21 protein-coding genes are annotated in these 21,529 nt (G+C 34.4%); 9 read left to right on the top strand and 12 right to left on the bottom strand.

Annotated features, from left to right (window positions below; all coding sequences use genetic code 11):
• Positions 1 to 2 precede the first annotated feature (2 nt).
• The 4 genes from FF52_RS07390 to FF52_RS07375 all read left to right on the top strand — a co-directional run bounded on the left by FF52_RS07390 (position 3) and on the right by FF52_RS07375 (position 3,637).
• Positions 3 to 1,469: a SusD/RagB family nutrient-binding outer membrane lipoprotein gene (locus tag FF52_RS07390; protein ID WP_035691116.1), complete on the top strand. Its 1,467-nt coding sequence runs from the start codon at positions 3 to 5 to the stop codon at positions 1,467 to 1,469.
• Between the two features lie 17 nt (positions 1,470 to 1,486).
• Positions 1,487 to 1,963: a hypothetical protein gene (locus FF52_RS07385; RefSeq protein ID WP_008464269.1), complete on the top strand. Its 477-nt coding sequence runs from the start codon at positions 1,487 to 1,489 to the stop codon at positions 1,961 to 1,963.
• 83 nt (positions 1,964 to 2,046) lie between these two features.
• Entirely contained in the window at positions 2,047 to 2,781 is a 735-nt protein-coding gene (gene rlmB, locus FF52_RS07380) for a 23S rRNA (guanosine(2251)-2'-O)-methyltransferase RlmB (protein WP_008464266.1), read from the top strand.
• Between the two features lie 52 nt (positions 2,782 to 2,833).
• Positions 2,834 to 3,637, top strand: coding sequence for a DUF2490 domain-containing protein (locus FF52_RS07375; protein WP_008464264.1), 804 nt, complete (start codon positions 2,834 to 2,836; stop codon positions 3,635 to 3,637).
• A 1-nt stretch (position 3,638) separates the two neighbouring features.
• On the opposite strand, the gene FF52_RS07370 is transcribed toward FF52_RS07375, so the two are convergent.
• Together FF52_RS07370 and FF52_RS07365 are read right to left on the bottom strand one after the other, a co-directional pair.
• A complete protein-coding gene (locus FF52_RS07370) occupies positions 3,639 to 4,145 on the bottom strand; it encodes a hypothetical protein (protein ID WP_157498545.1) in 507 nt (168 codons plus the stop codon).
• A gap of 65 nt (positions 4,146 to 4,210) precedes the next feature.
• A complete protein-coding gene (locus FF52_RS07365; RefSeq protein WP_008464261.1) occupies positions 4,211 to 4,975 on the bottom strand; it encodes a rhomboid family intramembrane serine protease in 765 nt (254 codons plus the stop codon).
• Positions 4,976 to 5,148: 173 nt separating this feature from the next.
• Between FF52_RS07365 and FF52_RS07360 the strand changes: the two genes are divergently transcribed.
• Positions 5,149 to 6,426 (top strand): replication-associated recombination protein A, encoded by a 1,278-nt coding sequence (locus FF52_RS07360; RefSeq protein ID WP_008464259.1) that lies wholly within the window; start codon positions 5,149 to 5,151, stop codon positions 6,424 to 6,426.
• Positions 6,427 to 6,441: 15 nt separating this feature from the next.
• On the opposite strand, the gene FF52_RS23745 is transcribed toward FF52_RS07360, so the two are convergent.
• The 10 genes from FF52_RS23745 to hpt all read right to left on the bottom strand — a co-directional run bounded on the left by FF52_RS23745 (position 6,442) and on the right by hpt (position 17,060).
• Positions 6,442 to 7,221 (bottom strand): hypothetical protein, encoded by a 780-nt coding sequence (locus tag FF52_RS23745; RefSeq protein WP_035691113.1) that lies wholly within the window; start codon positions 7,219 to 7,221, stop codon positions 6,442 to 6,444.
• A 2-nt stretch (positions 7,222 to 7,223) separates the two neighbouring features.
• Positions 7,224 to 7,910, bottom strand: a complete 687-nt coding sequence (locus FF52_RS07350; RefSeq protein ID WP_008464256.1) for a YjjG family noncanonical pyrimidine nucleotidase — start codon at positions 7,908 to 7,910, stop codon at positions 7,224 to 7,226.
• A 3-nt stretch (positions 7,911 to 7,913) separates the two neighbouring features.
• Positions 7,914 to 8,603, bottom strand: coding sequence for a RadC family protein (gene radC, locus FF52_RS07345; protein ID WP_008464254.1), 690 nt, complete (start codon positions 8,601 to 8,603; stop codon positions 7,914 to 7,916).
• Positions 8,604 to 8,754: 151 nt separating this feature from the next.
• Entirely contained in the window at positions 8,755 to 10,110 is a 1,356-nt protein-coding gene (locus tag FF52_RS07340; RefSeq protein WP_008464252.1) for a UDP-N-acetylmuramate--L-alanine ligase, read from the bottom strand.
• Between the two features lie 66 nt (positions 10,111 to 10,176).
• Positions 10,177 to 10,863 carry a tetratricopeptide repeat protein gene (locus tag FF52_RS07335; protein WP_008464251.1) on the bottom strand — a complete coding sequence of 229 codons (687 nt, stop codon included), beginning with the start codon at positions 10,861 to 10,863 and terminating at the stop codon, positions 10,177 to 10,179.
• 82 nt (positions 10,864 to 10,945) lie between these two features.
• Entirely contained in the window at positions 10,946 to 13,090 is a 2,145-nt protein-coding gene (locus FF52_RS07330) for a S46 family peptidase (protein ID WP_008464250.1), read from the bottom strand.
• A gap of 232 nt (positions 13,091 to 13,322) precedes the next feature.
• Entirely contained in the window at positions 13,323 to 14,324 is a 1,002-nt protein-coding gene (gene obgE, locus FF52_RS07325; RefSeq protein ID WP_008464249.1) for a GTPase ObgE, read from the bottom strand.
• Between the two features lie 87 nt (positions 14,325 to 14,411).
• A complete protein-coding gene (locus FF52_RS07320) occupies positions 14,412 to 15,686 on the bottom strand; it encodes a hemolysin family protein (RefSeq protein ID WP_083219824.1) in 1,275 nt (424 codons plus the stop codon).
• Positions 15,687 to 15,888: 202 nt separating this feature from the next.
• On the bottom strand, positions 15,889 to 16,461 hold the full coding sequence (locus FF52_RS07315) for an adenylate kinase (RefSeq protein WP_008464247.1): 573 nt from the start codon (positions 16,459 to 16,461) through the stop codon (positions 15,889 to 15,891).
• A 68-nt stretch (positions 16,462 to 16,529) separates the two neighbouring features.
• Positions 16,530 to 17,060: a hypoxanthine phosphoribosyltransferase gene (gene hpt, locus FF52_RS07310; protein ID WP_008464246.1), complete on the bottom strand. Its 531-nt coding sequence runs from the start codon at positions 17,058 to 17,060 to the stop codon at positions 16,530 to 16,532.
• 185 nt (positions 17,061 to 17,245) lie between these two features.
• Here hpt and FF52_RS07305 point away from each other — a divergent pair, with 185 nt between their 5' ends.
• The 4 genes from FF52_RS07305 (at position 17,246) to FF52_RS07295 (ending at position 21,412) form a co-directional block, all read left to right on the top strand.
• Positions 17,246 to 18,517, top strand: coding sequence for a PQQ-dependent sugar dehydrogenase (locus FF52_RS07305; RefSeq protein ID WP_008464244.1), 1,272 nt, complete (start codon positions 17,246 to 17,248; stop codon positions 18,515 to 18,517).
• 219 nt (positions 18,518 to 18,736) lie between these two features.
• Complete coding sequence (locus tag FF52_RS23870; RefSeq protein ID WP_237718538.1) at positions 18,737 to 19,420, top strand: Plug domain-containing protein; 684 nt, start codon at positions 18,737 to 18,739, stop codon at positions 19,418 to 19,420.
• Positions 19,404 to 20,837: a TonB-dependent receptor gene (locus FF52_RS07300; protein ID WP_316928754.1), complete on the top strand. Its 1,434-nt coding sequence runs from the start codon at positions 19,404 to 19,406 to the stop codon at positions 20,835 to 20,837. Before FF52_RS23870 ends, FF52_RS07300 begins: the two co-directional genes overlap by 17 nt.
• Before the next feature lie 23 nt (positions 20,838 to 20,860).
• Positions 20,861 to 21,412, top strand: coding sequence for a hypothetical protein (locus FF52_RS07295; protein WP_008464243.1), 552 nt, complete (start codon positions 20,861 to 20,863; stop codon positions 21,410 to 21,412).
• The last annotated feature ends 117 nt before the right edge of the window (positions 21,413 to 21,529 follow it).

Below are 21,529 nucleotides of genomic sequence, written 5' to 3'. Positions count from 1 at the left end.
CTATGAAAAATAGACTAATAATATTAATATCGTTCATTGCCTTATTTTCATCTTGCTCAGATGATTTTGGGAACATGAACCAAGACACAAAAAATCCTACCACTACTTCTCCAGAATTCCTATTTACAAATGCTGAGAAATTTATGGTGGATCAAGTAACAAGTACATCTGTAAACTTTAACGTATTCAGATTATATGCACAACATTGGGCAGAGGTGCAATATCCGCAAGAAACTCAATACGATCTTACTGGACGTACAATTCCAGATCGTCACTGGGCAACTTACTACCGTGATGTACTTAGAGACTATAAAGAAGCTAAAAAACTTTTACTTGAGCAAAAAGCTAGTTATACTGGAGCTCCAGAAGGTTTAGTAGTACTTGATAATAAAATCGCAATTATTGATATTTTAACTTCTTACTGCTACGGTATCTTGGTTGACACTTTTGGAGACGTTCCTTACACAGAAGCTTTAGATATTGATGGCCATCCACAGCCTAAATATGATGATGCTCAGACAATTTACAGAGACTTACTTACTGTATTAACTGCTGCGTCTCATAAATTAGACACATCTGTTGGCAGTTATGGAGAGGCAGATCTTATTTACGGTGGTAACACTGCTAAATGGGCTAAGTTTGCAAACTCTCTACGCTTCAGAATGGCTATAATGATGGATGATGTTGATCATACTTATGCCAGTACTCAAGCTTTAGCTGCTCAAGCTGATGGTTTGATCTTAACAAGCGCTGACGGTGCATATATGCCTTATGCTACAAACACAACAAACAACAACCCATTATACCTTGATCTAGTGGCTAGTGGACGTGATGACTTTATTCCTGCTAATACTTTAGTAGATAAAATGAACTCACTATCTGATCCAAGAAGAGCTAAATACTTCACTGAATACCCAGAAGGCTCTGGATTATACAAAGGTGGTGTTTATGGAACCGTGAATGTTTATGGAAACTTCTCTCACATCACTGAAACAATTCAAGATCCTGTTTACCCTGGTGTACTTTTCACATACTCTGAAGTAGAATTCTTATTAGCTGAAGCTGTAGAAAGAGGTATTGCTGTTGGTGGTACTGCTGAATCTCATTATAATGCTGCTGTTACTGCATCTTTACAAGATTGGGGAGTGGCTTCTGGTGACATTACTACTTACTTAGCTAGAACCGACGTAGCGTATGCTACTGCTACTGGTACTTGGAAACAAAAAATTGGAGAGCAAGCATGGATAGCTTACTACAACAGAGGTTTTGAGGCTTGGACATCTTATCGAAGATTAGACTATCCTGCTTTAGTTGCACCTCCTGTAACTTTTGGTGATATCACTGAAGTTCCAAAACGTTACTCTTATCCGGGAATCGAGCAGACGTTAAACGCTGCAAACTTAGAAGCTGCTGTTGCTAAATTGGGTAACAATAATGTAACTACTAAACTTTTCTGGGACAAACATTAATATTTAATATTATAAACATGAAAAAATATATAAAACAGATCGTTGCATTTGCTTTTGTTGCTGTTGCATTAGTTTCTTGTTCTGCGGATGACAATACTCAATTAGGATCTGCAGGAGGAAATGTTATACTTACTACAACATCAATTAACAGAGTTGATACAAACGTAGACCTAAACTTAAAAATCAATACTAAAGCAGGAGTTACTGCAAGTAAAATTGAGGTTTACAACAATGTAGCTGTCACTACTGCTAGCGCTACAGTACCTACAACTACCATTAAATTGGGAACGAAATTTACTGACGCTACAATTGTTGACCCAACTGCAAGCGCAAAATTCAGTTCTTCAGTATTGACAACCAATGGTGTTTTTAATTTCCCATCACTTTCATCTGGAGTTACCCCAATTCAATTAGCAATTGTTGCAACTTATTCTGATGGGTCTACTACAACCAATGCATATGTATTAAGTGTAAAGGCTCCAGTAGCAAAATAAATAAAACTGACCTTTGATTAATATTTAAACCACCAGCTTAGCTGGTGGTTTTTTTATATAAACATATTACCTATATTTGTCCAATGGAAAAAGAACATCAAATATTTGGCATCAGAGCCATCATAGAAGCAATTCAGGCAGGAAAAGAAGTAGATAAAGTTTTCATTCAGAAAGACATTTCTGGTGAGCTTATGAAAGATTTAATGAAGGTAATGAAACGTACAAACGTTAACTTCTCTTATGTACCTGTAGAAAAACTAAATCGTCTTACTCCAAATAATCACCAAGGTGCCGTAGCAACCATCTCTCCTATTGGATTTATTGATTTGGAACATCTGGTTGAATCTACAATGGAGTCTGGTAAAAAACCTCTTTTTCTTATCTTAGACCAGATATCAGATGCTAGAAATTTTGGCGCAATTATTAGAACAGCCGAATGTACTGGAGTAAACGGAATTATTGTACAAAAAGCAGGTTCGGCTCCAGTAAATGGCGACACCGTTAAAACTTCTGCAGGCGCTGTATTCAATGTACCTATTTGCAAAGTTGAGCATATAAAAGATGCTATATTCTACCTGCAAGGCTCAGGAATCAAAACAGTTGCAGCAACTGAAAAAACCGATCAAAATATTTACGATATATCACTAGCAGAACCATTAGCCATAATTATGGGATCTGAAGATCGAGGAATAAATCCTTCTGTTTTAAAAATAGTGGACGAAAAAGCAAAACTGCCAATGTTTGGATCTATTGGATCTTTAAACGTGTCTGTTGCCTGTGGTGCTTTCCTATACGAAGCTGTTCGACAAAGAACCTAAAAATACATTTAGAGATTAAGATGCGAATGAAATAATTAAATACCTTTAATTAATGCTTTCAAAATCTAATTCAAAATCAAAAGTTATCATATTCCGATGCCTGTTTGTGATTTTATTGATTACAAACAGCTACGGACAAAATACTACGTATAATCAGTTTTGGAATGAAATTCAGTTTAACCAGACTTTAAGCAAAAAATGGGCAACTGAGATAGATTTTGCCGCAACTTATAGCAGTACTGAATCGTCACCAAATTTATTCGAAAATACAATCCAGAGATCTATTAGAGGCTGGGGACATTATTACTTTTCTCCAAGATGGAAATTTTCTGCATTTATCGCTTATTTCAATAATAGAGATGTTCCCGAAATTGGCCAATTCGAATCTCCTGAAACACGATTTGCTCTTCAAGGAATTTATTATTTTCATAAAACTGGATACACCTTAAGCACAAGAATGCGCACTGAATTCCGTCATATGAAAAATAAAGATGATGATTATGAAAATGTTTTTCGGTATCGCCAACAAATTAAATACATACAGCCTATTAACAGTAAGTTCTTAAGAAGCGGCGTAATATATGGAATTGCTTCAGATGAAATTTACTTTAAATCTGGAGCGAAAGTTACGGGTGAAAGTTTCTTCGATAGGAATCGATTCAATGTGGGGGCTGGTTATTTATTTACCGATGATTTTCAGGTCGAATTAACTTATTGCAACGAATACCTCCCACGAAACAACGGAAATCAAACCACTAACGCTGCATCCCTTACTATAACTTTCAATAACCTTACTCGAAATCTTCAAAAGAAATTTAAAGAAAGAAAAACTCCAGAGGCAAAAGATGAGGAGTAATCTAGTTTTCTTCTTTCTTTAAAAAGCATTTAAGCTGTTCAACAATTGCATTTTTATGAAGCTTAAAGTTATAGCTTCGCATAAATTCAGTACCCTGCATATTGATTTCTGCACTAACAGCCTCATAATTAGAAAATGCATCAAGATCTTTATCATCAATCAAATAAAGTACCTGCATTATCGAATCGTTACGTCTATATTGGGTATCATAATGCGCCAACTTGTACGTTTTACTATCTGCAAGATGAATTATTAAATCATCTTTGATTTTTTTTCCTTCTTTTTTTTCAGGAAATGGCATCGGCTGTAAGGCAACAAAATAGTGCTCTTTATCTGTAACAATATTAATTTTTAACGATTTTGACTTTGTAGTATAAAATACGGCAGGTTCAAAATAGTAAATCATACTTCCGTCTGCCTGTACCCTATTTTTTACTTCACATTGAGCATTTCCTTTTGCATGAACAAAAAAACACAAGAACAAAACCAAAAATTTCATTTTCTTCATAATGCTCAAAAGATTAAATAGTTATCTAACAAATTTAATCTTTTTATTTTAAAGACAGTTACTCATTATCTTTCTTCTTGCTCCTCCTGTTCTTCTTTTTTAATTACAATATAATTTACAGGATGACTAGAAAAAAAATATTCAAAACCTTCTTCTCCATCATGAGAACGGGGTACAAAATTTCCATTTTCGTCAAAATGCTTCATAAAAGGATCACTGCTGGGATCAAAATCAGGACGCTGCCAATCGTAAACAATCGGTTTTGCATATTCTGGTGCTTTATAGAATAGAGTGAGAACGAAACCTGTAATAAGTCCCGCCAAATGCCCTTCCCAAGAAATGGATCGATCAACATCTGGAAAAACATACCAAATCATTCCACCATAAAGCAAGATTACAGTTAATGACAACGCTACGAGTCTATAATATTTAGTCTGAAGCCCTTTAAAGAAAATAAAGCTCACGAGAACATAAATCAATCCACTTGCCCCAATATGGAAATTTTCTCGCCCAACAAGCCAAGTAATCAATCCTGAAAATAAAATACCATAACCGATTACACCTAATGTCTGTTTTGGATAAAAAAATCGCATCGCAGCTAATAGTATTACAAGTGGAATGCTATTATTATATAAATGATCTAAATTTTCATGAATAAATGGACTAAATAAAACACCGCGTAAACCAATTAGGTCTCTTGGGTAAATTCCGTATCGATAAAAATCAAAGTCAAAACGAATCTGAAGCCAATACACAATCCATAAAAAAAGGACAAAAAAAAGCGGAAGTCCAACAACCGAATTTGAAAACTTAAAATTAGTATTGCTCATATTTTTACAAAATAATATTTAACAGAACTCAAAAAACTATCCAAAAAAAAATTACTGATATTTTGTCATATCAAAATAAGAAATTGTCTCAAATTGGAACAATCCTTCTCCACGCGAAGTGTTTTAACTTTTGAATAAATGAAATTTAAATCTTAAAACAGTAATTTTGTAATATGGAAGCACCTTTAGCAGAGCGTATTCGTCCGCAGAAATTAGAAGATTATATCAGCCAGCAGCACTTGGTTGGACCAACTGGATCCTTAACTCAGCAAATTTCAAAAGGAATAATTCCTTCGTTAATTTTCTGGGGGCCACCTGGTACAGGCAAAACAACTTTAGCCCAAATCATTGCTCAAGAATCAAAAAGACCTTTTTATATTCTTAGTGCCATAAATTCAGGTGTAAAAGATATTCGCGATGTTATCGATAAAGCAAAACAAAGCGGCGGACTTTTTACTGCTAAAAATCCTATTCTATTTATTGACGAGATTCACAGATTTAGTAAATCACAGCAAGATTCACTTTTAGCCGCTGTAGAAAAAGGCTGGATAACTTTGGTTGGTGCTACAACCGAAAACCCGAGTTTTGAAGTGATTCCTGCATTATTGTCACGTTGCCAGGTTTACATACTAAATGCTTTTACAAAAGCCGATTTAGAAGCTCTTTTAGAGCGAGCAATGAAAACTGACACCTATTTATTGACAAAAAAAATAAATCTAAAAGAAACAGAAGCTTTACTTCGAATTTCTGGCGGTGACGGAAGAAAACTTCTCAATGTATTTGAATTGGTTATTAATGCGTCTGCAGGTGATGAAATTACTATAACCAATGATCGCGTTTTAGAACTTGTACAGCAAAATACGGTTCTTTATGATAAAACAGGCGAACAGCACTATGATATTATTTCTGCATTTATCAAGTCCATTCGTGGCAGCGATCCAAATGGAGCTGTTTACTGGCTAGCTAGAATGATTGAAGGCGGTGAAGATGTAAAATTTATTGCTAGAAGAATGCTAATTCTCGCGAGTGAAGATATTGGCAATGCCAATCCAACTGCTTTAATAATGGCTAATAATACTTTCCAAGCCGTTACCACTATTGGATATCCAGAAAGCCGAATCATATTAAGCCAATGTGCGATTTATTTGGCCACTTCTCCAAAAAGCAATGCTTCGTATATGGCAATAGGAAATGCACAACAATTGGTAAAACAAACTGGCGATTTGCCAGTTCCACTTCATTTGCGAAATGCTCCTACTAAATTAATGAAAGAACTAGGATATGGAGATGAATATAAATATTCGCATGATTATGTCAACAATTTTGCCGAACAAGAATTCTTGCCAGATGCCATAAAAGAAACGGTTCTTTACAATCCCGGAAACAATTCTAGAGAGAACAGTACCCGCGAATTTTTAAAGAACCGTTGGAAAGATAAATACGGTTACTAAACCGTATTTTGTATTTTAGAATTTAACTACAATTTTTTCTGAAACTAATTTATCATTCTGATAAGATTCAAAATACCATTGTCCATCTTCTTTCAAAATCAAAGAACCTTGAACATTATCTTTGGAAGCAATATAAACATTTGGTTGCGATGTTTTAAAAAGCTTCATAACCACTTTTGGAGTTTTATCAATCAATTGGTAACCTGATTCTGTAGGTTGAGCATACAATAAATTTGGATCTTTTAAATCTGGCGAGGGAGCTGCCGGTGTTGCTGCCACTTTTACTGCCGCTGCCGCAGGAGCAACAGAGGCTGTTGCTGCCAAACTTTCTGCTGTAATTTTCTGTGCAACTTTAGCCGAAGCAACAGGTTTACCGCTATATTTATAATGCAAAGCATAAACTGATGTAAAAGCATTGTCTAACGCTTCTTTATAGGCAACTTCATATTCTTTTTCTCTACTTTTACCTACCTCCGATGTATAAACCACCTGTCCGTAACAATCCTTAAATTCAACAAAAAGTTTAGTTACCAAAAAAGCATTATCTTTTTTCACGTCAATATACAAAACTTGACAACGATCAGTATAACCATCAGGAAGCTGTTCATTTGAATAAAAAGCCTCAAAACCAGCTTTAACTAAATTTTGTTTACTTAAAGTCGCCAAACGATATTGATTGTCAGTCTTCATAAACTCATATCTCAAAGGTATAATTACAGCTTTGTAATCATTAATAGATTGCGCAAATCCAACAACTGAACATAAAATTGCTGCGAGTAAAAATTTAATCTTCATCATTATAAATATTTTTTTAGTTCTAATAAATGGTTAATTTGTTTATATTCTCCCGAAACATCAACTTTTTTCTCATTAAAGAAAATAGCATCCAGACCTGCATTTAAAGCTCCATTTACATCAGCTTCAAAGTCGTCTCCAATCATTATACTCTTTTCTTTTGAAGTCTTTGCCAAATTTAAAGCATAGTCAAATATAATGCTATTTGGCTTTTTAACCCCTGCTAATTCCGAATTTGTAATCGTGCTGAAATAACCTCCAAGCGATGCATTATTAATTTTCTTTTCCTGCACATGTGCAAATCCGTTTGTAATAATATGGAGTTTATACTTCGGCTTTAAATATTCCAAAACTTCAATTGCTCCATCAAAAAGATAATTATTATCAGTAAGAAACTCAATATAGTCGTTGGCAATTTCCAAAATATTCTCTTCTGAAATCACATAATTCAAAGCATCAAATGAATATTTTAAACGATTATAACGTAACTCTTGATGCGTAATTTTATCATTCTGATACAATCTCCAACATTCTTGATTGATGGGAATATATTCCTTAATAAAATCTTGAGTAACGATTTCTTGATATTTACTTTTAAAAATTCGATCAAAAGCCATTTCTGAGTTTTTATCAAAATCCCAAAGCGTATGATCTAAATCAAAAAAGATGTCAGTAATATTGGTGTTCATGTATTAAAAAATTCCTTCATCTACAAAACTATAATATTTTGATTCAGTAATAATAACATGGTCTAAAACTTTAACATCTAAAATTTCTCCTGCAGTTTTAATTTTCTTGGTAATCTGCTTATCTGCGCTACTCGGAACTAAACTGCCCGAAGGATGATTATGGCACAAAATCAAGCCTGTAGCTCCATTTTCTAAAGCTAATTTAAAAACCAATCTTATATCTACAATTGTTCCCGCGATACCTCCTTTGCTTAATTGTGATTTATAAATTACTTTATTAGAATTATTAAGAAAAAGCACCCAAAATTCTTCATGCGGAAGTTCTCCAATGATGGGTTGCATAATATCAAAAACACCTTTACTTGAAGTTATTTTTTTAACCTTTAAAACGTCTTCTATTCTCTGCCTTCTGCCTAGTTCTAAAGCCGAAACTATTGAAACCGCTTTTGCTTCACCTATACCTTTAAATTGCATCAATTGCGAAATAGACATTTTTCCCAAAGCAGTCAGATTTTTTGTAGAGGCTAAAATTCGTTGGCTTAATGCAACCGCAGATTCGTTACGACTTCCTGACCCGATTAAAATTGCTAATAATTCAGCATCGCTTAAAGCATCTTTTCCTTTGAGCATTAATTTTTCACGTGGTTTGTCATCATCTGACCAGTTTTTAATAGCGAAATGTCCTACTTCCATAATAACAATTTAAAGAAGCGAAGATATTAAAAAAGAAGAAAATTCTTTCAATTAATTACAATTAGAAAATGTACCAATTTGATAATTATTTTTTTTTTAAAAAAAGTGCCAACTGCAAAGCAATTGGCACATTATCAAATTTCCTAATTTTCTAATTAATCAAACCTTTTACCTCATCAAAATTCAAACCTCCATAATTTCCAGAGCTCATTAATAAAAGTGCTGAATTGTCCAAATTCAAATTAAATAGATACTCTTTAAATTCAGCAGGATTAGTATAAATAATTAGATCTTTTCTATTAAATGCAGTAGCAATCTGTTCATAAGTTACTTCTTCCAATTGTTTTATTTTTACTGCGTCTGGGGAGTAGAAAACAACAGCAACATCAGCATATTCTAAAGCACCTTCATATTCTTTCAAAAATGACGCATTTAAACTGCTATAAGTGTGCAATTCTAAACAAGCCACCAAAGTTCTGTTCGGATATTGCTCTTTAACTGCTTTTGTTGTCGCAGCCACTTTACTTGGAGAATGTGCAAAATCTTTGTACGCTACTTTACCTTTTCCTTCAGCAATTTTTTCTAAGCGTTTAGAAGCGCCTTTAAAACTTGCAATTGCTTCGTAGAAATCAGCTTCGTCAACGCCCATATTTTGACAAATCCATTTTGCTCCGGCTAAGTTATTTAAGTTGTGTGCTCCAAAAACTTCAATCGGCATATCGCCTTCTGGAGTTTTTAATAACGTCACGCCATCGCTTACAGAATATTCTGGAGTTGAATATGCAATTTTTCTAATCGGATTTGTTGCTGCCTCAGAAACACGCTTTACTTCTGGATCATTTTCGTTGTAAACCAAAATTCCGCCATTTGTAATTTTTTCGATAAAAATCTCAAACTGCTCGACATAGTTCTCATACGTTGGAAAAACATTAATATGATCCCAAGCAATTCCAGAAATCAAAGCAATATTTGGCTGATACAAATGAAATTTCGGACGTCTGTCAATTGGAGAAGATAAATACTCATCGCCTTCCAAAACCATAAAATCATTTTCTTCAGTTAAATGAACCATCGTGTCGAAGCCTTCCAGCTGCGCCCCTACCATATAATCGACAGCGATATTATGATAATTCATAACATGTAAAATCATCGATGTAATAGTCGTTTTACCGTGAGAACCACCAATTACAACACGCGTTTTATTCTTAGATTGTTCGTATAAAAATTCAGGATACGAATAGATTTTCAGACCTAATTCTTGCGCTTTCAACAATTCAGGATTATCTGCTTTTGCATGCATTCCTAAAATAATCGCATCAATATCTGCCGTTATTTTTTCTGGAAACCAACCCAGTTCAGCTGGCAAAATTCCTTTTTTCTCTAATCTTGATTTTGATGGTTCAAAAATAGCATCGTCACTGCCAGTAACTTGATATCCTTTGTTATGCAATGCTAATGCTAAGTTGTGCATTGCACTTCCGCCTATCGCGATGAAATGTGTTTTCATTTAAATTCCAATTATTAAATTCCAAATTCTAATTGTATGAAGAATTTGTATTTTGAGATTTTTATTTTAAGCTTCGAATTTTCGTTTTAAATCCTGTGCTTTTTTTGTGTCTTTTAATTTGTTCAAATATAAATTATATAATTTTTGAAATGTGACTTTTGAATTGCCAATTTCATGTGCTTTTTTGTAATTTTTTTCAGCCGAATCATATCTTTTGAAATATTCATCAATTCGTCCTTTTGACAAATAACCATCAATTGGAGAAAACTGCGTCAATTCATTTGAATATGCAAGTGCTTTTGATTCGCTTCCGCCTAGAATTCCAGGCAATTGCAAATAAATTTCGATTAGTGCCCATCTGGCCTGAACATGTTTCGGGTTGAGTTCAATTGCTTTCTCAAAAGCTTCTTTCATATCGCCGACCATCCCAAAAGCTTTTATTTTATTTACTTCCAAAGAATGCATTGCCAGACAGCCCCCATATTTAAAAAAATAATCAGCCATAGTTGGCTTCAATTCTTTTAGTTTTTTGAAATATTCTGCGCCCTTCACCCAAGATTTTTGGTGCGCCGAAATTTCACCCAAATACTCCAAAGTTTTTATATCTGACGGATTATTTTTTAAAATTCCCTCGAAAAGCATTTGGGCTTCGCTGTATTTTTTTGACTGAAATAATTTTTCTGCTTTTTCAAAATTAGATTGCGACCAACAATACATTGGAACAACTAAAAAGAAAAGTAGCAGCTTTTTCATATATCAAAAATAGGGAAATATATAAAACAAAAACCCGACAAGTTTCAGAACTTGTCGGGTTAATTTTATATAGAAATTGAGATTATTTGGCAATCGTCAATTCGTCAATAATGTTTTTAGCTCCAGCGTATTTGTCGATAATCCAAAGCACATAACGAATATCTACGTTTATTGTTCTTTGCAATTTAGAATCGAAAATAACGTCTCCAGCCATAGCTTCGATGTTACCGTCAAAAGCAATTCCGATTAATTCTCCTTTTCCATTAAGAACTGGTGAACCTGAATTCCCTCCTGTAATATCATTATCTGTCAAGAAGTTTACTGGCATGTAACCTGCTTTATCAGCATATTGCCCGTAATCTTTTTTCTTGTTTAATTCTAATAAACGGGCTGGCAAGTCAAATTCCTGATCTCCTGCTTTGTATTTTTTAACCATACTTTCCATTGTAGTATAGTTGTTGATTTTAGCATCGTTACGAGGATCTGCTGGCAAAGCGCGAACTTTTCCGTAAGTCAATCTCAATGTAGAGTTTGCATCTGGATATTTAATTGCGTTTAATTTAGACTCTCTTAAACCTTCAACCAATTTACGGTAAGCTGTTGCAAAACCATCATCAGCTTTTGCTTGGTCGTCTGTTTTAGAACGGTATTTCGTCAATAAATCATTAGAAATAATATACAACGGATCGTGTACAATTGCCAATGGTTTTGGATCAGCTAAAAATGCTAATACTTTTTCTTTAGTTGAAAAATAACTTATTTCAGTTGCTTTTGCTACATCAGCAGTAAAGTCACCATTATTAGCCGTTTTCATTTTTGCAATTTCTGGAGCAAGTCCGTACTCAGCAGCTTTAGAAGCATATAAATTCAATTGGGCTGTTAGAACATCTTTTTCTAATGGAGCATAAAAATCTCCATAAATGCTTTCTACCATTGCATTGATTTTAGGAAGCATTTCTGCTTTCTTAGCGTCGTTTTCTTTGTAATAAGCAATCAATGCATTTCCTAAATTAGCTGGTCCTGTGGCATAAGCAGAAGTACGTAAAAGCTGAGTCAAATAATTATCATGGCGCGCTTTTAAGTTTGTTTCTCTGTAATAATCGTTGATAGTCGGAATTACGTTCTCGTACTTTTCTTTATTAGCAGGTTTACTCGCCCACTCATAAAATTTATCTTCTTGTTCTGCTTTTGTATCAACCGTTCCTGCTTTTGTTAAAGCATCGATCATACCTTGACGGTTTTTCCAGTAGTTTGCAGTCGAAGCATATTTAGAAGCATACTGTAAACGAACAGTTGCATCTTTATCCATATACTTTTTCATTACATCCATTCCTGTTTTTGCACCTTCAACCCATGCAGGATAAGCGTATTTAATGTTTTGCTCGATTCCTCCAGCTGGCATCCAACGGTTTGTTCTTCCTGGATAACCTAAGATCATCGCAAAATCATTTTCTTTTACACCTTTTAAACTAACAGGTAAATAATGTTTTGGTTTTAAAGGCACATTGTCTTTTGAGTAAGCAGCAGGATTTCCGTCTTTATCTGCATAAACTCTAAACATAGAGAAATCTCCTGTTTGACGAGGCCATTCCCAGTTGTCTGTATCTCCACCAAATTTACCAACGCTTTCAGGAGGAGTTCCAACTAAACGAACGTCTGTGTAATCTTGGTAAACAAAATAGTAATATTCATTTCCTTGAAAAAAAGGACGAACAGAAACTGTGTACTTTCCGTTTTCGCTATTTTCTTTTTCGATCAAAGCGATTTCTTGCTGAATGATTTTATTTCTTTCAGTTTCTGTCATGGTATCATTTACTTTTGACAAGATTCTTTTTGAAACATCATCCATACGAACGAAGAAACGAACAAATAAAGATTTTGGCTTCAATTCTTCAGAACGGCTTTTTGCCCAAAAACCATCTTTCAAATGATTTTGTTCTGCAGTCGAAAGTTCTGCAATCGCACCGTATCCGCAGTGGTGATTAGTCAATACCAAACCAGTATTTGAAACGATTTCTGCTGTACATCCTCCATTGAATTGTACAATCGCATCTTTTAAACTGTGGTGATTAATACTGTAAATTTCTTCGGCTGTCAATTGCAAGCCCATTTTTTCCATATCTCTATGGTTCAATCTTTCGATAAACATCAAAAACCACATTCCTTCATCAGCTCTCATTGGGAAAGCCATAAGGCACATGGTCAAGAATAAAATTACTTTTTTCATGTTATTTTGTTTAAGTGATGCGAATATAAACCATTTTGACAATTATCTCAACCTAAACAATCTTAAAATTAAAAATGATACTATATTTTTAGCAGTTTATTACGAATTTAACAGTATAAAACAAAAAAGGTACTCTGAGAACAGAACACCTTTTTTGAAAAGTTACTATGATACTAAGCAATTAAGATTCTAAGTTTTCTCTTTGAGCTTAGAATCTTAGAAACTCAGAATCTTATTCATTAAGCATTTTCCAAAGCCTGTCTTTCAAATCTGTTAAACCTTGCTGTGCAACAGACGAAATAAACATATATGGAACATCTTTGAATGATACATCTAATTCAGCTTTCAATTCAGCTTTTAATTCATCATCCAGCATATCGCATTTTGAAATCACGACAAGACGCTCTTTGTCCAACATTTCAGGGTTGTATTTAGTCAATTCGTTAACCAAAATATCATATTCTGCTTTAATATCTGCCGTGTCAACAGGAATCAAAAACAATAAAGTTGAGTTACGCTCAATATGACGCAAGAAATAATGCCCAAGACCTTTTCCTTCTGCAGCACCCTCAATAATTCCAGGAATATCAGCAATTACAAAAGATTGGAAATCTCTGTACGCAACAATTCCTAAATTTGGCTTTAAAGTCGTAAACGGATAATCGGCGATTTTAGGTTTTGCAGAAGTCAAAACAGATAATAAAGTAGATTTTCCAGCATTTGGAAAACCAACTAAACCAACATCGGCCAAAACTTTCAATTCCAAAATCACATCCATTTCTACACCCAACAAACCTGGCTGTGCATAACGAGGTGTCTGGTTTGTAGAACTTCTAAAATGCCAGTTTCCTAAACCTCCTTTTCCTCCTCTTGCAAGAATTTGTTTCTCTCCGTGTTCTGTAATTTCAAAAAGTGTTTCTCCAGTTTCTTTGTCTTTTACAACAGTTCCTAGTGGCACTTCAATGATTTTATCTTCTCCGTCTGCACCTGTACTTCTGTCAGAACCTCCATCTCCACCGTGACCTGCTTTAATGTGACGTGCAAATTTTAAATGAAATAATGTCCAGAGTCCTTTATTTCCAACCAAATACACATGTCCTCCGCGACCGCCATCTCCACCGTCCGGACCACCTTTTTCAATAAATTTCTCTCTATGTAAATGCGTAGATCCTTTCCCTCCTTTTCCGGAAGAAACATATATCTTAACGTAATCTACAAAATTTCCTTCTGTCATTTTTTCTTGTTTATGTATAGCTTCATGTTTCAAGTTTCAAGTCAACAGAACGTCAACTAACTTGAAACTTTAAACTTGAAACAAATTTTACTCTTTTAATGCTTTCACAAGCACTTTATCAATCTTAACACCATCCATATCGACAACTTCCAAGATGAATTTCTGCCAAATCAGTTTTTCACCTTCTTTTGGAATATGCGAAAGCTCAGTCATAATCATTCCGCTTACGGTGTTTACTTCGTAATCGTTTGTCAGTTCGTCTAACTCGAAATACGTTAAAAAATCGTGTAACGAATAATGTCCATCAACCAGCCATGAACCGTCTTCTCTTTCGATAAGCTGGAATTCATCTTTATAAAATTCTGAGGCATCTCCAACTAAAGCTTCTAAAATGTCATTCAACGTAATCATACCTTGAAAAACACCATATTCATCAGAAACTAAAGCGTAATGAACTCCTGTTTTCTTAAAATTTTCCAACGCTTTATAAGCCGTTGTCTGCTCCATCAAATAAGGCGCTTCAGTTATAATTGATGAAAAATCAAAATTATCATTTTCAATATTGGCAAATATATTTTTCAGTGTAGCAACTCCAACTATATCATCATAATTATCGTTGTACACCGGATAAACCGCATGAAGATCCTGAACTACAAGTTCTTTGATTTTTTCTTTGTCGGCTTTTAATGGCAACATGTCAACCGACTTGCGGTGCGTCATTAAAGAATTTACTTTTCTATCTCCAATATGAAAAACACGCTCCACAATATCTTGTTCAATTTCTTGAACTTCTCCAACTTCTGTTCCTTCTTTAATGATGGCTTTAATTTCTTCCTCGGTCACTTTTCCGTCAGCAGTTGGTTTAATCTGAAGAACATTCAATAAAAAATCTGTTGATGAAGTCAACAGCCAAATAAATGGTGCCGTAATAATAGAAATCACTTTCATTGGCATTGCAACCATTTTAGCGATAGCTTCTGGATAATTTAATCCGATTCGTTTTGGAAGTAATTCTCCCAAAACCAATGAGAAAAAAGTTAAAACTACAACTACAATCCCCACCGCAATTGAATGTGCGTAAGGTTTTAGAACTGCAATTCCTGCCACAAAAAGTTCAACATCTGCTGTGATTTTGTCACCAGAATAAATACCCGTCAAAATCCCGATTAAGGTAATTCCGATTTGTACTGTAGATAAAAACTTATTTGGGGAGTTGGCTAAATCGAGTGCCGTTTTAGCACTTTTGTTGCCTTTTTTCGCTGCTGTTTCCAACCTGTTTTTACGGGCCGAAATCAAAGCGATCTCTGACATGGAGAAAACTCCGTTTAGTAGAATTAGAAAAAATATTATTAGTATTTCCAATTGATAGGGGGATTCGTTATAAAATAGTCTCGTTATATAATTTGTAATCGTAATCTAAAATAGCCCAGATGGAAGAGAAGAGCCCAGAGCTAAAAAAACTAATTTTTCTTGCCAGAAAACAGCGACCGCAGGAAGCTCGTTTTATGGTATAGAAAAATAGTTTTTTTAGCGAGGACTCGTAACGTACAGCTGGAAAAAGCTTCTACAAATTATCTATAACTGACGTTAAGCGCTCTGTAATTTGTTCGATAGTTCCGATACCATCAACAGCATGAAACTTACCTTGTTCTTTATAATATCCAATTAGAGGAGCTGTTTTCTCATTGTACTCCTGATATCTCACACGAATTTTTTCTTCGTCCTGATCATCAACTCTCCCGCTTGTTTTTCCTCTCTCTAATAGACGTTTTACCAAAATTTCATCATCAGCTTCTAAAGCGATTGTTGCTGTTACGCTTGATCCGATTGTTGGTAAAAATTTATCTAAAGCCTCAGCCTGATTGATTGTTCTTGGGTAACCGTCAAACAAAAATCCTGCTGTATCTGGATGTTTTTTCACCTCATCAATTAACATGGCAGTTGTTACTTCGCAAGGAACCAATTCTCCATTGTCCATAAAAACTCTTGCTTGTTTTCCTAGTTCAGTATCATTTTTTAAATTGAAACGAAAAATATCTCCTGTCGAAAGGTGTGTTAAATTGTATTTCTCTTTTAAAAATTCTGCCTGAGTTCCTTTTCCTGCACCAGGCTTTCCAAATAAAACGATGTTAATCATAATTGAAATGAGTGTTGTTACTTCTGTCTTTCAGAAGTTTTTTTAAATGAATATTTAGTTGTGTTTTGTTATTCTCCTAATTTGTAAACTTCGGTTAAATTTCTTCCTAAACCATCGTAGTCTAAACCGTAACCTACAATAAATTTATTCGGAATTCGAATTCCGATATAATCTATTTTGATGTCTTTTTTATATGCTTCTGGCTTAAAGAATAATGTCGCAATTTTAAAATGCTTTACATTTTGTGCTTTAAACAAGTGTTTTAATTCTTCGATTGTATTTCCAGTATCAACAATATCTTCTATAACGATGACTGTTCTTCCTGTCAAATCATGGTTAATTCCGATCAATTCTTTAACCGATTCAGAACTTTGTGTTCCTTCATAAGATGCCATTTTGATAAATGAAACCTCACATGGCTTTTTATATTTTTTTAGAAAATCTGACACTACCATAAAAGCGCCATTCAGAACTCCAATAAAAATTGGCGTATCATCTCCAAAATCGTCTTCTACCTGAGCTACCAATTTAGTCAAAGCAAAATCAATTTCTTTAGCCGAAATAAACGGAACAAATTGTTTATCGTGAAGTTGTATCATTATTTTTCTTTTTAAAATAATGGACAAAGATAAAGAATTAGAACTTAACAGCTTCTATCAAAATAAACTGTATCGAGATATTTTTTATGAATGTTAAATATCAGTTAATGTTTACAATTTATTTTTTGACCCTATTTTAAATTTCAGTAAATTGTTGTGATATAATCATTTAACTGCAAAAACCGATGAAAAAAACCACAACCCTATTATCTATACCACTACTAGCCTTAATGACTGCCTGCAATGGGCAAGTAAAAAAAGAAGAAAAAGAAGCGCTCGCCAACCAGCCAGGCAATGTTGTAAAAACTGCCATTGGAGATATTACGCTTCCTCCTCCATACGCTACCGAATCTAAAACTAATAACAGTAAAGTAATTGGATGGCCAGCTGGCAAGACACCAAAAGCGCCTGAAGGTTTTACGGTAACCAAATTTGCTGACGGATTCGAAAATCCGCGATGGACTTATATTTCGCCAAATCAAGATATTTTTGTGGTTGAAAGCGGAACGAGATCGAGTAAAAATCAAATCACAGTTTTAAGAGATAAAGACAAAGACGGAAAATTTGAAACTCGCGAAGTTTTTATTTCTGGACTCAACAAACCCTTTGGAATGTTAGTTTTAAAAGACTTTTTCTACATTGCCAATACCGATGGATTATATCGCTATCCTTATAAAAACAATCCGCTGAAACTGGAAACCAAAGGAGAAAAAATACTTGAACTTCCCGCGGGCGGCTACAACAATCACTGGACAAGAAATCTATTGGCAAGTCCTGATGGAAGCAAAATCTATGTTTCGGTAGGTTCTGGAAGTAATAATGGAGAAAACGGAATGGATAAAGAAATCCGAAGGGCAGCAATTCTCGAAATTAATCCTGACGGAACTGGCGAAAAAATCTTTGCTTCTGGACTGAGAAATCCTGTAGGAATGGATTGGAATCCTGTCAATAAAGAATTATGGACAGCAGTCAATGAACGTGATGAACTCGGAGACGATTTAGTTCCTGATTATATTACCAGTGTAAAAAGAGATGGTTTCTACGGTTGGCCATATTCATATTTTGGAAGTATTCCAGATCCAAGAATGAAAGGCCAAAGAAAAGATTTGGTCGAAAAAGCAATTGTTCCAGATGTTCCAGTTGGCTCTCACACTGCTTCACTAGGATTGGCATTTTATACAAAAGAAAAATTTCCGGCAAAATATAAAAACGGAGCTTTTGTTGGACAGCATGGTTCTTGGAACCGTTCTAAAATTTCAGGTTATAAAGTTTTATTCGTTCCTTTTAAAGACGGAAAACCTTCCGGAAAACCAGAAGATTTTTTAACCGGATTTATTTCTGACGAAAACAAAGCCGAAGTTTACGGACGTCCAGTTGCTGTAACGGTTATGAATGACGGATCACTTTTAGTAAATGATGATAGCGGAAATACGATTTGGAAAGTGACAGCGAAATAAAACTCCAAACTAAAAATTCCAAATTCCAACTATAAAAACATTTAAACACATAGAGACATAGTCCCGATTCATCGGGATTGTTTAAAAAGATGTTATTAAGAAAACTAGTTTTCACACATAGTACTATGTGGCTTTTGACAAGTAAAACGCCTTTTTTGCCTCAATCATTGCTATGTTTCTATGTGTTAAAATAAACCGCACTTTAATCCATCTCCTTTTATGCCTTTCAAAAAATATTTTCTTCTTCTTTTTGTTCTTTTTATTTCTAAAAATAGTTCCGCACAAGAAAAAGAAGTTCAAAATATTGATTCAGTCAAAACTCAAAAACTGAATGAAGTTTTAATAAGTCCGCTTCATATTAATCGTAATTTGCAAAATAGCCCCGCTTCTATTGGCATTTTATCCGAAAAAGAATTGCTTCGAAACAACACAACAGACATAAGTAATGTCATTAATACTATTCCTGGCGTTTTTATGCAATCGTCTAATATTACCACAACCCGAATTTCGATTCGCGGAATTGGAGCGAGAACTCCATACGGAACCAATAAAATTAGAGCTTTTTACGGAAGCATTCCGCTAACATCCGGAAACAGCGAAACCGTGATTGAAGATATTGATCTTCAAAACATCAATCAAATTGAAGTTATAAAAGGTCCGCTTTCTAGTATTTATGGCGCTGGATTGGGCGGAGCAATTTTGATTTCGCCAGAAACATTCAATAAATCCAACTATCAAACTGAAGTTAGTTCTGTTTTTGGGTCTTTTGGATTATTGAAAAACAGAGTCGGTTTTAATTTGAATGAAAAAAGTGCTTCTTTAAATCTGAGTTATCATAATTTAAAAACCGACGGCTCGCGAAAACAGCGCATACAATCGGGAAGGGATTACACTCAGTGGTGAATTATTCAGAAAGAAAAACAGCAGACTGAATTATTTTTCCAATTATACTTATTTAAAAGCATACATTCCGAGTTCGATCAATAAAACCACTTTCGAAAATAATCCGCAAGCTGGAGCTCCAACTTGGGTTGCTTCAAAAGGATTTAAAGAATACAAGTCAACTTTAGGCGGATTGGCTTACGATTTTTCAATTAATGAAAACTTAAAAAATTCAACTTCAATTTTCATCAATTATAAAGACAGCAACGAACCGCGCCCTTTTCATATTTTGCGCCAATATACTTTTGCTTCGGGTGCGAGAACGCAGTTTTCGGGAGATTTTAGCATCGGAAAAGTCAAAAATCAATTTATTGCTGGATTAGAATATTTCAGAGATAATTATAGCGGGAATACTTTCGAAAACTTATATCAGCAGAATAATGGAAACGGAAGTTTGCAAGGCGATCAACTTACTGCAACCGACCAGAAAAGGCATTTCTATAATATTTTTTCTCAAATCAGAACTTTACTTTCTGATCGATTTGAAATTCAAGCAGGTTTAAATTACAACAAAACCAAATTTGAATTGCAGAATGATTTTCCCGCTTCCGCGAATAATCCAAAGAAAGAATATAGTTATGATGGCATTTTTTCGCCACAACTTTCTCTTTTATTTAAACCAAATGAAGTTCAAACTTTTTACTTTTCTGCAAGCCGAGGATTTTCACTTCCCGCAACCGAAGAAACGTTAACTTCAACGGGAAATATAAATCAAAACATCAAACCCGAAACAGGTTACAATTTTGAATTAGGAAGCAAACTTCATCTTTTTAGCAAAAAACTATATGCTGAAATTGCAGTCTATCGAATGGAAATTAAAGATTTATTGGTTGCCAAAAGAATCGGAGATGATCAATATGAAGGTGTAAATGCTGGAAAAACGTTTCATGAAGGAATTGAAATTTCATTAAATCACAATTGGACAATCAATCGAATTTTCAATTTGCATTCTTATGTAGGAGCTTCGATCGGGAATTATGAATTCAAAGAATTTGTTGATAACGGAAATGATTATTCTGGAAACAAATTAACCGGAGTTCCAGCCAATACCGCGAGCGCAGGTTTTAATTTCAATACCAATTCAGGATTTTATTTTTCAGCCGATTTTCAGTTTACTGATAAAATTCCGATGAATGATTCAAACACAGATTTTTCAGATTCTTATTCGATTTTGAATTTAAAAACCGGTTATCAATTTGAAATTTTATCGGGATTAAAAGCACATTTGGATGCAGGAATAAATAATGTAACAAATGAGAAATATGCTTCGATGATTTTAACTAATGCAACTGCTATCGGAAATGCGCAACCAAGATTTTACTATCCAGGATTACCTATAAACTATTACGGAATTATCTCATTAAATTATTTATTTTAGTGGCGTATTAAATTTCAAAGACAATGCTTTCCGAACTGCAGAAAAAACTGGATTATGTTAATGCTTATAGAGAAAACCGCCTCAAAACCGCGCAAGATGTTTTAGAAAACCCTTCACTTTTCAGCGCATTAGTTTCAATTTGCTTTTCACCCGAAGACAAAAACAACCACAAAGCCTGCTGGATTTTAGAATTTGTTTCTTACGAAGAATTGCTTTGGCTCCAGCCTCACCTCGATTTTTTCTGTTCCAATCTGAAAGTTTTAAAAGACGAAAGTGCCATGCGCCCGATTGCAAAAATCGTTCAGCTTTTAGTAAAATCACATTATAAGAAAAGCGAAAACAGCATCAAACTCTCCGAAGAAAATCTTCAAGACTGCATTGAAGCCTCTTTCGATTGGCTGATTAACGATACAAAAGTTGCAACAAAAGCATATTCCATCAGAACCTTATATATTCTAGGAAATTATTACGACTGGATTCACCCCGAACTAAAAGTGATTCTAGATAAAGATTTCGGAGACCATTCCGCCGCATACAAAGCCGTCGCCAAAGAAGTTTTAAAGAAAATAAAATAGGTTTTGATAGCCACGAATTCACTAATTATTTTTATGCACAAAGCAAAAGATAAATTTGTGAATTCGGGGCGGAAAAAAAATGCAAAATAATTATTTTACGTATATTTGCAAAAACAT

The sequence above is a fragment of the Flavobacterium sp. F52 genome (assembly GCF_000278705.1).
Taxonomy (GTDB): domain Bacteria; phylum Bacteroidota; class Bacteroidia; order Flavobacteriales; family Flavobacteriaceae; genus Flavobacterium; species Flavobacterium anhuiense.
The sequence above is the reverse complement of the archived record's forward strand: the minus strand, read 5'-3'. Positions and strand labels throughout refer to the sequence as shown.

Bases quoted from the DNA above. Each gene is read 5' to 3' on its own strand.
- FF52_RS07390 (WP_035691116.1), top strand. From the start codon at position 3: ATGAAAAATAGACTAATAATATTAATATCGTTCATTGCCTTATTTTCA.
- FF52_RS07385 (WP_008464269.1), top strand. From the start codon at position 1,487: ATGAAAAAATATATAAAACAGATCGTTGCATTTGCTTTTGTTGCTGTT.
- rlmB (WP_008464266.1), top strand. From the start codon at position 2,047: ATGGAAAAAGAACATCAAATATTTGGCATCAGAGCCATCATAGAAGCA.
- FF52_RS07375 (WP_008464264.1), top strand. From the start codon at position 2,834: ATGCTTTCAAAATCTAATTCAAAATCAAAAGTTATCATATTCCGATGC.
- FF52_RS07370 (WP_157498545.1), bottom strand. From the start codon at position 4,145: ATGAAGAAAATGAAATTTTTGGTTTTGTTCTTGTGTTTTTTTGTTCAT.
- FF52_RS07365 (WP_008464261.1), bottom strand. From the start codon at position 4,975: ATGAGCAATACTAATTTTAAGTTTTCAAATTCGGTTGTTGGACTTCCG.
- FF52_RS07360 (WP_008464259.1), top strand. From the start codon at position 5,149: ATGGAAGCACCTTTAGCAGAGCGTATTCGTCCGCAGAAATTAGAAGAT.
- FF52_RS23745 (WP_035691113.1), bottom strand. From the start codon at position 7,221: ATGAAGATTAAATTTTTACTCGCAGCAATTTTATGTTCAGTTGTTGGA.
- FF52_RS07350 (WP_008464256.1), bottom strand. From the start codon at position 7,910: ATGAACACCAATATTACTGACATCTTTTTTGATTTAGATCATACGCTT.
- radC (WP_008464254.1), bottom strand. From the start codon at position 8,603: ATGGAAGTAGGACATTTCGCTATTAAAAACTGGTCAGATGATGACAAA.
- FF52_RS07340 (WP_008464252.1), bottom strand. From the start codon at position 10,110: ATGAAAACACATTTCATCGCGATAGGCGGAAGTGCAATGCACAACTTA.
- FF52_RS07335 (WP_008464251.1), bottom strand. From the start codon at position 10,863: ATGAAAAAGCTGCTACTTTTCTTTTTAGTTGTTCCAATGTATTGTTGG.
- FF52_RS07330 (WP_008464250.1), bottom strand. From the start codon at position 13,090: ATGAAAAAAGTAATTTTATTCTTGACCATGTGCCTTATGGCTTTCCCA.
- obgE (WP_008464249.1), bottom strand. From the start codon at position 14,324: ATGACAGAAGGAAATTTTGTAGATTACGTTAAGATATATGTTTCTTCC.
- FF52_RS07315 (WP_008464247.1), bottom strand. From the start codon at position 16,461: ATGATTAACATCGTTTTATTTGGAAAGCCTGGTGCAGGAAAAGGAACT.
- hpt (WP_008464246.1), bottom strand. From the start codon at position 17,060: ATGATACAACTTCACGATAAACAATTTGTTCCGTTTATTTCGGCTAAA.
- FF52_RS07305 (WP_008464244.1), top strand. From the start codon at position 17,246: ATGAAAAAAACCACAACCCTATTATCTATACCACTACTAGCCTTAATG.
- FF52_RS23870 (WP_237718538.1), top strand. From the start codon at position 18,737: ATGCCTTTCAAAAAATATTTTCTTCTTCTTTTTGTTCTTTTTATTTCT.
- FF52_RS07295 (WP_008464243.1), top strand. From the start codon at position 20,861: ATGCTTTCCGAACTGCAGAAAAAACTGGATTATGTTAATGCTTATAGA.